We start from the raw sequence: 14,765 nt of genomic DNA, 5'->3' as shown, positions 1-14,765 counted from the left end.
CCGCAGGCCCGCCCTCACCGCCGGCTTAACTTCCCGGCATTGCGCTATGCGTTGTAGAAGGTGCCCTTCTTAACGCTCGCATCTATCGATGCTTGCAAGATCCAGCAGGAACGTTGCGGTAGGTTTCTACTGGATCTAGGTTGGCGGGTATGGAGATGAGGCGCATCACCGATCCCCAGGTCCTCAAGGGCCTGGCGCAGCCGATCCGGCAGAAGCTCTACCGCCTGCTCGTCCAGGCCGGTCCGGCCACCGGCGCGACCCTGTCCAAGCGCCTGGGCACCGACCCCGGGCAGACCAGCTACCACCTGCGCGAGCTGGTCAAAGCCGGCTTCGTCGAGGACGTCCCCGAGCTGGCCCGCGACCGCCGTGAGCGCTGGTGGCGCGCGGTGCCCGGACCGCACGGCTGGTCCTCCCCCGACTTCCCCACCCCCGAGGGCCAGGCCATCTCCTCAGCCGTCAAGGCGCAGACCGTCATCGACGAGTTCGAGCGCGTACGCCGCTACGAGCAGTCCCGCGGCACCTGGTCCGAGCAGTGGCAGGCCGCCGCGATGAGCAGCGACAGCTTCCTGCGGCTGACCCCGGCCGAACTCGCCGAACTGACCGGCGAGCTGCACGAACTGGTCGTGCGCTGGAAGCAGCGGACCAACGAGCGCGCCGCCGCACCGGACGCCGACGCCGAGCCTCGCGAGCACGTCTTCCTCTTCTTCCACGCCTTCCCGGAGCGCCCCTGATGAACACCACCGCCACCGCCCCCGCCCCCGCCCGGCATGCCGCCGCCGGCGCACCTGTCGACGGCCTGCCCGACGCCCCGGTCCAGCCCGGCACGGCCGAACTCCCGGCCCACCGGCAACCCGCCTACCTGCGCTACCTCGGCGGCCAGGCGGTCTCGATCCTGGGCGACCAGGTCTGGTACGTCGCGCTCTCGTACAGCGCCGTCCAGCTCGCCTCTCCCGGCACGGCCGGTGTCGTGCTGGCCGTCTCGTCGCTGCCCCGGCTGGCGCTGCTGCTGTTCGGCGGCGCGATCGTGGACCGGTACGGCCCGCGTCGGCTCATGATCGGCAGTGACCTGGCCCGCGGCGTGATCGCCCTGGTGACGGCGGCACTGGCACTCGCACAGCCGAGCGTCGCGCTGCTGGTAGTGGTCGCGCTCGCGTTCGGCCTGGCCGACGCCCTGTTCCTGCCCGCGGCCGGGGCGATGCTGCCGCGCCTGCTCACTCCCACCCAGCTCACCGGCGGCCTGGCGCTGAACGGGCTCGCCGCGCGCCTCGCGCTGACCGTCGGCGCGCCGCTGGGCGGGCTGCTGCTGCCGCTCGGCGGGCTGCCCCTGGCCTGCCTGGTCAACGCGGCGACGTTCGCGGTGTCGGTGCTCGCGCTGTGGTCGGTACGCCCGGCCCAAGGCCCTGCCCTCGGCGCGGACGGCCCACGTCCGTCGATCGGCGCGTCGGTCCGCGAAGGGCTGCGTTACCTCGCCGGGCACCGGCTGCTGCGCGCGGTGACGCTGGTCGGCCTGCTGGTCAACCTGGGTGCGGTCGGCCCGCTGAATGTGGGCCTGGCGCTCGTGGCCGACCAGCGCGGCTGGGGCGCGGGTGGGATCGGCGTGATGCTGGCGGGCTTCGGTATCGGCTCGGTCGGCGGCAACCTGCTGATGATGCGGTGGCGGCCCACGGGACGGCTCGGTGTGATCGTGGCGTGCTGCGCGCTCGTGCAGTGCGTGGCACTGTTCGCGATCGCCGTCGCCCCGACGCCGGTCTGGGCGTTCGTCGCCACGGCGGTGGGCGGTCTGGCAGGTGGCCCGCAGGCGGTGCTGCTGAACGGCCTGACGCACACGCACACCGCCGACTCGCACCGCGGCAGGGTCGCCTCGATCAACAACCTGGCGAGCCTGGGCATCGTGCCTCTGGCGATGGCGGTCATGGGCTTCGCGGCGGCCCTGCTGGGCACGGTCGCCGCGTTCGCCGCGAGCGCCGCGCTGATCCTCGCCGCCGCCGCACTGTGCCTCGCGATGCCCGCCCTCCGCCAGGCACGCCTCGCCACGCCAGCCTGACCCCACCCCTATCGCAACTCTTAAGAACTTGCGCCCTGAAAGCGTTCACGAGGGCGCAAGTTTTTAAGAGTTGCGGCAGGTGCGGGGTGGGCGCGGCGGTGAGGCGGGCGGGCGGGTCAGGCGGCGGGGCGGGTCAGGCGGCGGGGCGGATCAGGGTGCCGGCGGCGCGGTCGTGCAGGCCGCGGCGTTCGCCGTCCATGATGAGGGCGGGGATGACCAGCGCGAGCAGCGTGCCCCGCAGGGCTCCCTTGAGGGGGCCGACCGGCTGACCCGAGTCGACGCCGAGGCAGGTAATCTTCGTCACGCGCATGCCCGGCGTCTGCCCGAAGAACCCGACGAAGAACGTGTAAACGGCGATCAGCACCACCGGCGCCGCCCAGCCGTCTCGCATCGGGTCCGCGAAGAGGCCGGCGGCCAGGACGCACAGCATCCAGTCGAGCAGCAGCGCCCCGAACCGTCGGGCCAGGGAGGGTACGGCAGGCAGGGATGCGTCGGTCACCCGCCGAGCGTACCGTCCGGTCCGCCGCACCGGCCGGGTGAGCTGTCCGGGCAGCCCATAGGGCTGGTTTACCCGTGACGTAACACGGCGGAAACAAAGCTGACACGGCCGGGCAACGCCGCGGTTCTAGCGTCGCCACCAGCCAATGGCCACCCGACGCAACGCCGCGCCGTCGGCCGCGTCTCCCGAGGTCAGCCCAGGAGATGTGCTGAAGTGGGGGCCGGGAGGCTCCCGCAGACCATCCGTGCCAGGAGGACGTGTTGTTCGCCAATTCCGAGGAACTGCTTCGGTACCTCAAGGACGAAGACGTCAAGTTCGTCGACGTCCGCTTCTGTGACCTGCCCGGCGTGATGCAGTTCTTCACCGTGCCGGTTCAGTCGTTCGACGCGAGCGTCTTCACCGACGGTCTCGCCTTCGACGGCTCGTCCATCCGCGGCTTCCAGCAGATCCACGAGTCGGACATGCTGCTGCTGCCGGACGTGACCACCGCGTTCATCGACCCGTTCCGCATCCAGAAGACCCTGGCGCTGAACTTCTTCATCCACGACCCGTTCACGCGCGAGGCCTACTCCCGTGACCCGCGGAACGTGGCCAAGAAGGCCGAGGCCTACCTGGCGGCCAGCGGCATCGCGGACACGGCGTACTTCGGCGCCGAAGCGGAGTTCTACATCTTCGACTCGATCCGCTACTCGACCCAGGCCAACCAGGCGTTCTACCACATCGACTCGATCGAGGGCGCGTGGAACACCGGCGCGGCGACCAACGCCGACGGCAGCGCCAACCGGGGTTACAAGCCGGGCTACAAGGGCGGCTACTTCCCGGTCGCGCCGACCGACCACTACGCCGACCTGCGCGACACCATGGTGACGAACCTGGTGAACCTCGGTTACACCGTCGAGCGCGGCCACCACGAGGTGGGCACCGCCGGCCAGGCCGAGATCAACTACAAGTTCTCGACGCTGCTGGCCTCCGGCGACCAGATGCAGCTGTTCAAGTACGTCATCAAGAACACCGCCTGGCAGGCCGGCAAGACCGCGACCTTCATGCCGAAGCCGCTGTTCGGTGACAACGGCTCGGGCATGCACACCCACCAGAGCCTCTGGCTGGGCGGCGAGCCGCTGTTCTACGACGAGACCGGCTACGCCGGCCTGTCGGACACGGCCCGCTGGTACATCGGCGGTCTGCTGAGCCACGCGCCGTCGCTGCTGGCGTTCACCAACCCGTCGGTCAACTCGTACCGGCGCCTGGTGCCCGGCTTCGAGGCGCCGGTCAACCTGGTGTACTCGCAGCGCAACCGCTCCGCCTGCACCCGTATCCCGGTCACCGGCACGAACGCGAAGGCCAAGCGCATCGAGTTCCGCTGCCCCGACCCGTCGTCGAACCCGTACCTGGCGTTCTCGGCGATGCTGATGGCCGGCCTCGACGGCATCCGCAACAAGATCGAGCCCCCGGCTCCGATCGACAAGGACCTCTACGACCTGCCGCCGGAGGAGGTCGCCAACGTCACTCAGGTGCCGGGCTCCCTCTCCGACGTGCTCTCGGCGCTGGAGAAGGACAACGACTACCTGCAGGCCGGTGGCGTCTTCACCAGCGACCTGATCGACACCTGGATCGACTACAAGCGGTCCAACGAGATCGACCCGGTCCGCCTGCGTCCGACCCCGCACGAGTTCCAGATGTACTTCGACTGCTAGGAGCGAAGCGGATAGCAGTCGAAGCAGAAGCTCAGTGACTGCTGATTTGCTCAGTGGCACGGAAAAGGCCCCGCCGTTCGGCGGGGCCTTTTCCGTGTCCCGGCCCGATGGCAGGGCTGGATCGCCGTCCCGGCTCCGATGCCGGGGAAGATCGCCGTTTCGGGTCAGAACACGTGGTCAGACCGCAGATCTTGACCGGAAACAGCGATCTCCGCCGCTGCCGCCCGCTCCGCGCGGACGGACGGTCGGCGGCGGACGGCAGCGGCGGACAGTCGGTCAGGCAGCGGCTGCGGGTGCCGGAGCAGCAGCGGCCGGAGCTGCGGCGGGGGCGGCTTCCGCTGGTGCGGAAGCGGGCGCTGCGGGGGCCGCGGCAGGTGCGGGCTCGGTAACGGCGGGCTCGGTGACGGCGGGCTCGGTGGCAGCGGTGGCGGCGGCGACGGCCGGGGCGAGCACCGGGCTGGCGGCGGCGGCCGCGACGATCGCCGTGGCCGCGGCGGCCGGGGCGGCGGTGAGCAGGCTCGGGCTGTTGGCCGCGCCGATCGGTCCGGAACCGACGGACATCAGCACCGACAGCAGCGCGGCGCTGAACGCCAGCGACAGCGCGCCGCGCCAGTCGATCGCGGCGACGTCCACGCCCACCACGCCGCTGACCTGGCCGACGCCGAACGCGGCGATCAGGGCCTGTACGAAGGTCTTGATGGCACGCTCGGCGCTGGCGATCCAGAACTGCTTGTTCAGCAGGTACATCGGAGTTCTCCTGGGGATGAGGGGGCATGCCCGAAAGGCGCTCACGAGCTTAGATCGCATGCACCTGTGTCACCTATCCGCTTCCCGACCGACCACGAGCGCCGCAGGCCATATCGTGTGCCGCATGGCGCACCCCCTCCGCCGCGCGCTGCTCACCGCCGCCGCGTTCCTCTGTGTACTCCTGCCCGCCACGCCCGCCCGCGCGGCCGGCGACCTCGCGGTGACCGTACGCGGCGATGATCCACTCGCGACGGTGCTGGTGCTGGCCAACCGGGGTGACGCCCCCTGCCAGGTGATCACCTCGACGTACGGCACGCTCGCGGTGACCCGGCTGGAGCAGGACGGCGTCGCCGTCTCGCCGCTGCCGATGGAGACCTCGTTCGAGGAGTCGCTGGAGACGGTGCTGGCCAAGCGCCTGCACACGCTGGAGCCCGGGGCGAGCACGGAGGTGCCGCTGCGCGCCATCCCGGTCGGCCCGACGGGGCACGCCATCGAGATCGTCACCTGGTCGGCGAGCGCGGGCGCGTTCGGCTCGCTGTACCCGGTGAAGCCGGACGTGCCGCTGCGCCTGGAGTTCACCTACGCGGTGCCGATCGTGCCGGAGAGCGGCCCGGCCGCCTGCGCCCCGCTGGCCGGGGCGGTCGCCGCGGCCGAGGACGGCGACGCCCGCCCGTGGTGGCACTGGGTGGTCCTCGCCGGGGCGATCGTGGTGATCCTGGCGCTACTCGCCGTTCTCGTCCTGGTGCGCCGGAGCAGGCGTGCCCGCCGGGGCGGCGGCGGCTCCGGACCGGGCGAGCCGTCCGGCGGGGTGGCCGGGATCGGCGGGGCGGTCGTGCTGGCGCTGGTGGTGGCGCTCGGGGCGGTGGCGGTGCCGGGCCGCCCGGCGTACGCGGAGATCATCGTGACCGACCCGGAGCTGGCCGACGCCTGGGCCGCCTGCAGCGCGATCCTGCACGCGCCCGGCGGTGACCCGGCGGGCATCCTGCCCGCGCTGGAGGCTCCGGGCGTGACCGTCAGCATCATCCGGGCCCAGCCCGGCGACACCCACGAGGGCGCGCTGGACCGGAACAACATCCTGGTCTTCTGGGACCCCGAGGATCGGCACGCCTACTTCGGCAGCGGCGGCAACGCCGACCCGTGCGACTCGATCTACCACGAGTTCCACCACGGGTGGCAGCACAACCAGGGCACGTACAGCCGGGAGGACTGCGCGGGCAGCGGCATCCCGGCCACCGAGGTGATGGCCACCCGGGCGCAGAACCGGTTGCGGGAGGCGCTGGGCCGCCCGGCGCGCAGCCACTACGGCGACCGCGCGCTGCCGAGCGGGGACTGCACCGCTCCCCCGCCGCCACCGGCCTGCACCGGCGCGGGCTGCGGGCACAGCACCGGTGACCCGCACCTGCGCACGATCGACGGGCTGCGCTACGACTTCCAGGCCGCGGGCGAGTTCGTCGCGGTGCGCGACACCGCCGGGGCGTACGAGATCCAGGTCCGCCAGGAGCCCGTGCCCGGTTCGCGCATCGTCGCGGTGAACTCCGCGGTCGCCGCGAAGGTCGACGGCGACCGGGTAGAGGCCCGGATGACCACAGCCGGCGTCGAGTTGCTGGTGGCGGGCGTGCCGACCGGCCCGGCTCCGGCCGAACTGGCGGCCCCGCGGCAGCTTCCGGGTGGCGGCGAGGTCCGCACGGCCGCGGGCGGCGACGTCGAGTTGCGCTGGAAGGACGGCTCCCGCCTGGTGATCGAGCCGATCGGCATCTGGGGCCTGGCCCTGTCGGTCGAGCCCGCGCAGGCGTACGCGGGCAAGCTGGAGGGCCTGCTCGGCGACTTCAACGGCAAGTCCGACGACGACGTACGCCCGCGCGGCGGCACGCCGCTGGGAACGCGGCCGAGCTTCGCCGCGCTCTATCCCGCGTACGCCGACAGCTGGCGCATCGACGCCGCGTCGTCCCTGTTCACCTACCCGGAGGGCAAGACCACCGACAGCTACACCGACCGCGCCTTCCCGGAGCAGGACGCGGCCACGGCCGAGCTGCCGAACCTGGCCTCGGCCGAGGCGATCTGCCGCGAGCTGGGCGTCTCCGACCCTGAGGTGCTGGCGGGCTGCGTGCTGGACGTGGCACTGACCGGGCAGCCCGACTTCGCGGTCGCCGCCAAGGCGGGCCAGGTCTTCGCCGGGGGCGCGGACCTGGGCGGGCAGACCTGGACGGTGCGCGTGGACGCCCCGGGCGCGGTCGCGAAGATCGAGTTCGCCGGCACGAAGGGGCAGAAGGTCTTCCTCGACGTGCCCGCGACGACGCTGCCGAACCAGTGCGGCGGCCTGGACCTGCTCGGCCCGGACGGCAAGCAGGTGGCGTCGGGCTGCGTCATCAACGGCGCAGGGTACATCGACGGCACGGTGCTGCCGGAGACGGGCACGTACAGCATCGCGGTCGACCCGCGCGGCGACGACACCGGCGAGGCGCGGCTGCGCCTGCTGACCGTCTCCGACCAGCAGGAGCCGATCACCCTGGACGGCCCCGAGCTGACCGCGCGCCTGGACAAGCCAGGCATGGTGGCCCGGTTCACGTTCAACGCGACGGCCGGGCAGAAGGTGTTCGTGGACGTGCCGGCCACCAACCTGCCGGGCCAGTGCGGCGGCCTGGACCTGCTCGGCCCGGACGGCAAGCAGCTGACCAGCGGCTGCGTCATCAACGGCAGCGGCTACATCGACGGCTTCACGCTGCCGGACACCGGCTCCTACACGGTGGTGGTGGACCCGCGGGACAAGAGCGTCGGCGAGGCCAGGGTGAAGGTGAACCTGGCCGTGGACCAGCGGCTCGAACTGCCCGTGGACGGCGACGCGGTCACCGCGCGTATCGCGCAGCCGGGCGCGGTCAGCGTGCTGACCTTCACCGGCCGGATCGGGCAGCGGGTGTTCATCGAGGTGCCGAGCACGGATCTGCCGAGCCAGTGCGGAGGGCTGGAGCTGCGCGGCCCCGACGGCGACGTGGTGGAGTCCGGTTGCGTGATCAACGGCAGGGGCGGGCTACGGGAGGAGGGCACCGAGCTGCCGGCGACCGGGACATATCAGCTGATCCTGGACCCGAACGAGCGGGCGACCGGAACGGCTCAGCTAAGACTGCGCACCTGACCAGCAAAGTCTGTGTTACCTGGTGGTAACGCGGGTCACAACATGTGCGTAGACTCCGCCAACGTGAATCCCCCACGCCTTTGGCTCCGCCGCCTGCGCAAGACCGCGTTCTGGCTGCTGGGCGTCGTGACGGTGCTGGCCGTCGTCGTCGCCGGGCTGACCGTCTGGTCGGTGCGCCGCGCCATGCCCACCCTCGACGGTGAGCTGACCCTGACCGGGCTGTCCGCGCCGGTGACCGTGCGCCGCGACGCGCACGGCATCCCCCAGATCTACGCGAAGACCAGCGACGACCTGTATCGCGCCCAGGGCTTCGTGCACGCCCAGGACCGGTTCTGGGAGATGGACTTCCGCCGCCACGTGACGGCCGGGCGCGTCTCCGAGCTGTTCGGCGAGTCCCAGCTGGAGACGGACAAGTACCTGCGCACCATGGGCTGGCGCCGGGTCGCCGAGCAGGAGGTGGCGCTGCTGACGCCGGAGTCTCGCAAGGGCCTGGAGGCGTACGCCGAGGGCGTGAACGCGTGGCTGGCCGCCAACACCGACGTCGAGGGCGACGGGTTCGCCGCGTCGGGGGCGCTGAGTCTGGAGTACGGCATCCTCGGCCTGCAGAACTCCGGCTACGTCATCGAGCGCTGGTCGCCGGTGGACAGCCTGGCCTGGCTCAAGGCGATGGCCTGGGACCTGCGCGGCAACATGGAGGCCGAGATCCGCCGCGCCGCGCTGCAGGCGGAGGGCCTGAGCAAGGAGCAGGTGGACCAGCTCTACCCGGCGTACCCGATCGACCGCAACCTGCCGATCGTCACCGGCGGCGCGATCGCGAACGGCGCGTTCGACGCCAAGGCGACCGCCCCGGCGACCCCCGCCGGTGCGCCGACCACGCCGGTCGCCGGGCTGGCCGCGGACAGCCTCAACCAGATGGCCGACGCGCTGGCCGCGCTGCCGGGCCTGATGGGCAACGCCGACGGCGACGGCATCGGCTCCAACTCGTGGGTGATCAGCGGCAAGCTGACCGCCACCGGCAAGCCGATCCTGGCCAACGACCCGCACCTGAGCCCGAGCCAGCCCGGCATCTGGTACCAGCTGGGCCTGCACTGCGAGTGCGGCACCGAGGTCGCGGGCTTCACCTTCTCCGGCGTGCCCGGCGTGGTCATCGGCCACAACGCGAAGATCGCCTGGGGCTTCACCAACCTCGACCCCGACGTCATCGACATGTACCTGGAGCAGGTCGAGGGCGACAAGGTGAAGGTCGGCGACGCCTGGGAGCCGCTGACCACGCGCCAGGAGGTGCTCAAGGTCGCGGGCGGCTCCGACGTCACCATCACGGTGCGCACCAGCAAGCACGGCCCGCTGCTGTCGGACGCCAGCGAGAGCCTGAAGAAGCTCGGCGGCCAGTACGCGATCGCGATGCGCTGGACCGCGCTCGACCCGGGCCGCACCGGCGACGCCGTGTTCGCCATCAACAAGGCGGGCGACTGGAACGAGTTCCGGGCCGCCGCGGCGCTGTTCGAGGTGCCCGCGCAGAACATCGTCTACGCCGACGTCGAGGGCAACATCGGCTACCAGTCGCCGGGCCGTATCCCGGTGCGCGGCAAGGGCGACGGCAAGTGGTTCGCGCCCGGCTGGGATCCGGCGTACGACTGGACCGGCTTCATCCCGTTCAACGAGCTGCCGAACGTGCTCAACCCCGAGCGCGGCTACGTCGTCACCGCCAACCAGGCCGTCATCGGCGACCAGTACCAGCAGCACCTGACCGACGACTGGAGCTACGGCTACCGCAGCCAGCGCATCTACGACATGCTCGGCGCGGCCGGCGGGAAGATCACGCTGGACGACGTGCAGAAGCAGCAGTTCGACAACCGCAACGGCTTCGCCCCGACGCTGATCCCGGCGCTGCAGAAGGCTCCCCGGCAGGCCCTGTCGCAGGTGGAGAAGAACGCCGACGCGCTGCTCGTCGACTGGGACTTCCAGCAGGGCGAGGACTCGGCCGCGGCCGCGTACTACAACGCCGTCTGGAAGAACCTGCTCGGCCTGACCTTTGACGAGCTGGGCGAGGACTACGCCGCCGACGGCGGGGACCGCTGGTTCGAGGTGGTCCGCGGGCTGCTGACCAAGCCCGACGAGAAGTGGTGGGATGTCAAGGGCACCCCTGCCGTCGAGAAGCGCGACGACATGCTGGCCCAGGCCATGTCGGCGGCGGTGAAGGAGCTGTCCGAGGCGCAGGGCGAGGACCCGAAGCAGTGGCGCTGGGGCGACATGCACACCCTCACCCCGACCCACGCGACGTTCGGCGAGTCCGGCATCGGCCCGATCGAGTGGCTGTTCAACCGGGACACCGTCGGCGTCTCCGGCGGCGACGCGATCGTCAACGCCACGGGCTGGAGCGCGGGGCAGGGCTACGAGGTCGACGCGGTGCCGTCCATGCGGATGATCGTGAACATGGCCGACCTGGACGACTCCCGCTGGATCCAGCTGACCGGCAACTCGGGCCACGCGTTCCACGACAACTACGCCGACCAGTTCGAGCTGTGGCGCACGGGTCAGACCCTGCCGTTCCGCTTCGCGAAGGCGACCATCGAGAAGGAATCGACGAACACGCAGACCCTCAAGCCGTAGGGCGGGTCCGCGCGAGGGGCGCTTGCGCACCGGGTCTCCGGTGCGCGGGCGCCCCTCGTCGTCGAGCCGCCGCAAAGAGCGCGGCATGCGCTGCCGCGACCGACGCGCCGTCAGGCGGCGGCGGGCGTCAGCGAGACGACGATGCAGGGTGCGCCCAGCGAGATGCCCGTGTCCACGGCCATGGCCAGCCCGTCGGCGTAGGTGACCGGCCCGCGCACCGCGGTCGGGGCGACGCCGAAGGTCTCCGGGATGGTCGAGTGGCCGTGCACGATCTGGCGGCCGCCCAGCTTGTCCAGCAGCAGGCGGGCGTTGGCGACGCCGTCGTTGTGCTCCAGGAACTCGAAGCGGCGGAACAGCAGCCGGGTGTTGCGCCCGAAGGTCTGCTCGTCGCGCTCGCGCATGATGGTGCCCACCGCGGCGTTGATCTCGTCGATGGTCGGCCCGAACTCCAGGTAGGCCAGGGTGTCGGCGTGCAGCAGCAGGTGGTCGTCGACCAGCGCCACCGCGGGCAGGCCGGCCAGCCAGGCGGCCCGGTGCTCGTCCAGTCCTTCGAGGTCGTGTTCCTGGCCGCCGTTGAGCGCCCACACCTGCACGATGGTGCGCACCTCGGTCACCGGCGACGCGGGGACGAAGCGGCTGCCGTACAGCAGCATGTCGTGGTTGCCGATGACGCAGCCGACCTCGCCGCCGGCCGCGGCGGCCTCGACCTGCAGCCGCCGGATCAGATCGATCACGCCGATGCCGTCCGGGCCGCGGTCGGTCAGGTCACCGAGGAACCACAGCCGCGCGGCACCCCCCGACCACGCGCCCTGCGCGTCGAGCAGGCCCGTCACCCGCAGCGCCTGGGTCAGCGGCGTGAGATGCCCGTGCACGTCACCGACCACGTAGAGCGTCACGCGATCACCCTACGACATGACCATGAAAGCTCCCTGAGCACGCCGCCACCCCAGCGCGCCATCACACCCAGGACTGACGCGACAGACCGTCCAGCGCCCCGCCGACCGGCCGCCTTTGATGACAATCGGGGCGGTCACGCCAGGAACAGCCGCTCCACCGCTGCGCGGGACCGGCGGGTGACCTTGAGGTACTCGTCCAGGAACTCCCCCGGGTCCCCGCCGCCCAGCAGCCGGGCCACCCCCGCCAGCTCGACCCCGTGCCGAGGCAGCTGGTCCACCGCCCGGCCGCGGATCAGCGTCAGCGCGTTGCGCACCCGCGAGCACAGCGTCCACGCCGTGGCCAGCACCTCGGCGTCCTCGACCGACACGATCCCGGCCGCGTGCGCCGCGTGGAGCGCGTCGAGGGTACGCGTGGAGCGCAGCCCGGCCACCTCGTGTCCGTGCCGCAGCTGCCACAGCTGCACCGTCCACTCGACGTCGGCGATGCCACCCCGCCCCAGCTTGGTGTGCGTGAGCGGATCCGCACCTCGGGGCAGCCGCTCGTTCTCCACCCGCGCCTTGATCCGGCGGATCTCGACGATCTGCTCCCGCCGCAGCCCGTCCACCGGGTAGCGCACCGGATCGACGAGCGCGATGAACTCGGCGGCCAGCCCCGCGTCCCCGGCGACGGGCCGTGCCCGCAGCAGCGCCTGCGCCTCCCACACCTGCGACCAGGTCGCGTAGTAGCGCTGGTACGCGGCGAGGCTGCGCACCAGCGGACCCTGCCGGCCCTCGGGACGCAGGTCGGCGTCGATGCCCAGCGGCGGGTCGGGCGCGGGCGCGGACAGCAGCGTGCGCAGCTGCTCGGCGATCGCCAGCGCGACCCCGTTGGCCTCGTCGTCCTTCATCCCCGGCGCGGGCTGGTACACGAACAGCACGTCGGCGTCGCTCGGGTAGCTCGTCTCCGCACCGCCGAGCCGGCCCATGCCGATCACCGAGAATCGCAGCTCGTCCGGCGCGCCCGCGGCCTGCCGGGCCACCGCCAGCGCGGCCGCGACGGTGGCGTCGGTGAGGTCGGCCAGTCCCTGCCCCACCTCGGTGATGCCGACCCGTTTGGCCGGGGCCAGCTCGCCCGCGCCGGAGAGCACGTCCGCGCTGCCGATGCGGAACAGCTCCCGGCGGCGCATGGCGCGTACTGCGGCCACCGCCGCGCGCGGGTCGGCGTGCCGCCCGGCGGCCGCGGCCGTGCCGTCCAGCAGCGACTGCCGGGTGCGCAGCGCCAGTTCGGTGTCGTCGGCCAGCAGCCGCAGCGCCTCCGGGTCGCGCGAGAGCAGGTCGGTCAGGTAGCGCGAGCTGTCCAGCACCCGGGCCAGCCGCAGCGCCACCGGGCCCTCGTCGCGCAGCAGGCGCAGATACCAGGGTGTGGTGCCCAGCGTGTCGGACACCTGGCGGTAGGCCAGCAGCCCGGCGTCGGGATCGGGCGCGTCGGCGAACTCCGCCAGCAGCACCGGCAGCAGCGTGCGCTGGATCGCGGCGGTGCGCGACACGCCCGAGGTCAGCGCCTCGATGTGCCGCAGCGCGCCCGCCGGATCGGCGTAGCCGAGCAGCTCCAGGCGCTTGCGGGCGGCGTCGGCCCGCAGCGACAGCCCGTCGGCGGGCACTTTGGCCACGGCGGCCAGTAGCGGCCGGTAGAGCAGCTTGGCGTGCAGCCGGCGCACCTCGGCGGCGTGGGTGACCCAGTCCGCGCGGAACGCCGTGATCGGGTCCAGCCCGCCGCGCTCGCGGCCGCGGCCGGCGCCCGGCGCGGGCTCCTCGCGCTTGTAGTTCATCGCGCGCGCCAGCCAGCGCAGGGCCAGGGTGCCCGCCTGGCCGTCGTCGGCCGGCACGGTGTGCGTACGCCGCAGCCGCTGCAGCTGGAGCCGGTGCTCGACGTTGCGCAGGAAGCGGTACGCGGCGCTGAGCGCCTCCCCGTCGCCGCGGCCCACGTAACCGCCCGCGACCAGCGCCCGCAGCGCGTTGAGGGTGTTGCCCGAGCGCAGCGTCTCGTCGCCGCGCCCGTGCACCAGCTGCAGCAGCTGCACCGCGAACTCGATGTCGCGCAGCCCGCCCGGTCCGCGTTTGATCTCCCGCTCGATCTCGGCCCGCGGCACCTGGTCGATGATGCGCCTGCGCATCGCCCGCACGTCCTCGACCGCCTCCGGCCGCTCGGCGGCGTGCCAGATCAGCGGCTGCAACGAGGCCAGCCAGGCCTTGCCGACCCCGGCGTCACCGGCGACCGGGCGGGCCTTGAGCAGCGCCTGGAACTCCCAGGTGCGGGCCCAGCGCTGGTAGTAGACGAGGTGGCTGGCCAGCGTGCGCACCAGCGGGCCGCGCCCGCCCTCGGGCCGCAGGGCGGCGTCGACCGGCCAGGCCACGTGGCCGCAGATCTCCATCAGCGCCGCGGCGACGGTGGTGCCCGCGGCGAGGTCCTCGTCCTCGGCCGCGACGAAGATGACGTCGACGTCGGAGACGTAGTTCAGCTCGTCGCCGCCGCACTTGCCCATCGCGATCACGGCCAGCCGGGGCCGCTGGTCGCCGACCCGGCCCAGCGCGATCCGGTACGCCGCCCGCAGCGTCGCGTCGGCCAGCGCGGTCACCTCGGCCATCGTCGTCTCGACGTCGACCCCGTCGGCCAGGTCGCCGGCCGCGATGCGCAGCAGCCCGCGCTGGTAGCCGGCCCGCAGCGACGGCACGTCGGCCAGCCCGCTGTGCACCTCGTAGCGCGGCGGCACGGTGTGCGTGAGCACCTTCCACTGCCCGGCCTGCGCTGCGATCTGGTCGCCCAGCGCCGACGACGCCCCGAGCACGGTGATCAGCCGGATGCGCAGGTCCTCGTCGGCCCCGAGCCGCTCCAGCACCCCCTTGTCGGGCCCGGCGTCGCGCTCGGCGATGCGGTGCAGCTGGCGCAGCGCCAGGTCGGGGTCGGCGGCGCGGCCGAGCTGCTCCAGGATGAGCGCGCTCTCCTCGTCGACGGGCCGCTGCGCGGTCGCGTCCCACAGGTTCAGGCCGGTCCCGCCCAGCAGCACGGCCGGGTCGGGGCCGGTCGCCGACAGCGTGAAGCCGTACCGTGCCAACCGCCCGATTCCCGCCACCCGCTCAGGTTATCGGCGGGCGGCCGGGCGCAGAA

At 72.4% G+C, this 14,765-nt stretch carries 9 protein-coding genes; 5 read left to right on the top strand and 4 right to left on the bottom strand.

Annotated elements, in window-relative coordinates:
• Positions 1-149: 149 nt before the first annotated feature.
• The gene (locus tag ACFQO7_RS32455; RefSeq protein WP_376809962.1) at positions 150-731 is read left to right on the top strand and encodes a helix-turn-helix domain-containing protein; all 582 of its coding nucleotides are present in this window, start codon (positions 150-152) and stop codon (positions 729-731) included.
• Positions 731-2,044, top strand: a complete 1,314-nt coding sequence (locus tag ACFQO7_RS32450; protein WP_376809961.1) for an MFS transporter — start codon at positions 731-733, stop codon at positions 2,042-2,044. Before ACFQO7_RS32455 ends, ACFQO7_RS32450 begins: the two co-directional genes overlap by 1 nt.
• 133 nt (positions 2,045-2,177) lie before the next feature.
• Here ACFQO7_RS32450 and ACFQO7_RS32445 read toward each other — a convergent pair whose 3' ends face one another.
• Positions 2,178-2,543 (bottom strand): RDD family protein, encoded by a 366-nt coding sequence (locus tag ACFQO7_RS32445; protein WP_376809960.1) that lies wholly within the window; start codon positions 2,541-2,543, stop codon positions 2,178-2,180.
• A 260-nt stretch (positions 2,544-2,803) separates the two neighbouring features.
• Between ACFQO7_RS32445 and glnA the strand changes: the two genes are divergently transcribed.
• Positions 2,804-4,237: a type I glutamate--ammonia ligase gene (glnA, locus tag ACFQO7_RS32440; protein WP_376809959.1), complete on the top strand. Its 1,434-nt coding sequence runs from the start codon at positions 2,804-2,806 to the stop codon at positions 4,235-4,237.
• A gap of 276 nt (positions 4,238-4,513) precedes the next feature.
• On the opposite strand, the gene ACFQO7_RS32435 is transcribed toward glnA, so the two are convergent.
• Positions 4,514-4,984, bottom strand: a complete 471-nt coding sequence (locus ACFQO7_RS32435) for a holin (RefSeq protein WP_376809958.1) — start codon at positions 4,982-4,984, stop codon at positions 4,514-4,516.
• Positions 4,985-5,108: 124 nt separating this feature from the next.
• Here ACFQO7_RS32435 and ACFQO7_RS32430 point away from each other — a divergent pair, with 124 nt between their 5' ends.
• Both ACFQO7_RS32430 and ACFQO7_RS32425 read left to right on the top strand, forming a co-directional pair.
• Complete coding sequence (locus ACFQO7_RS32430; RefSeq protein WP_376809957.1) at positions 5,109-8,114, top strand: VWD domain-containing protein; 3,006 nt, start codon at positions 5,109-5,111, stop codon at positions 8,112-8,114.
• Between the two features lie 63 nt (positions 8,115-8,177).
• A complete protein-coding gene (locus tag ACFQO7_RS32425) occupies positions 8,178-10,724 on the top strand; it encodes a penicillin acylase family protein (protein WP_376809956.1) in 2,547 nt (848 codons plus the stop codon).
• A gap of 110 nt (positions 10,725-10,834) precedes the next feature.
• On the opposite strand, the gene ACFQO7_RS32420 is transcribed toward ACFQO7_RS32425, so the two are convergent.
• On the bottom strand, positions 10,835-11,620 hold the full coding sequence (locus ACFQO7_RS32420) for a metallophosphoesterase (RefSeq protein WP_376809955.1): 786 nt from the start codon (positions 11,618-11,620) through the stop codon (positions 10,835-10,837).
• Positions 11,621-11,754: 134 nt separating this feature from the next.
• Positions 11,755-14,730: a bifunctional [glutamine synthetase] adenylyltransferase/[glutamine synthetase]-adenylyl-L-tyrosine phosphorylase gene (locus ACFQO7_RS32415; RefSeq protein WP_376809954.1), complete on the bottom strand. Its 2,976-nt coding sequence runs from the start codon at positions 14,728-14,730 to the stop codon at positions 11,755-11,757.
• Positions 14,731-14,765 lie beyond the last annotated feature (35 nt).

Source organism: Catellatospora aurea (assembly GCF_042663325.1).
In the GTDB taxonomy this organism is placed as follows: domain Bacteria; phylum Actinomycetota; class Actinomycetes; order Mycobacteriales; family Micromonosporaceae; genus Catellatospora; species Catellatospora aurea.
The sequence above is the reverse complement of the archived record's forward strand: the minus strand, read 5'-3'. Positions and strand labels throughout refer to the sequence as shown.

Bases quoted from the DNA above. Each gene is read 5' to 3' on its own strand.
- ACFQO7_RS32455 (WP_376809962.1), top strand. From the start codon at position 150: ATGGAGATGAGGCGCATCACCGATCCCCAGGTCCTCAAGGGCCTGGCG.
- ACFQO7_RS32450 (WP_376809961.1), top strand. From the start codon at position 731: ATGAACACCACCGCCACCGCCCCCGCCCCCGCCCGGCATGCCGCCGCC.
- ACFQO7_RS32435 (WP_376809958.1), bottom strand. From the start codon at position 4,984: ATGTACCTGCTGAACAAGCAGTTCTGGATCGCCAGCGCCGAGCGTGCC.
- ACFQO7_RS32430 (WP_376809957.1), top strand. From the start codon at position 5,109: ATGGCGCACCCCCTCCGCCGCGCGCTGCTCACCGCCGCCGCGTTCCTC.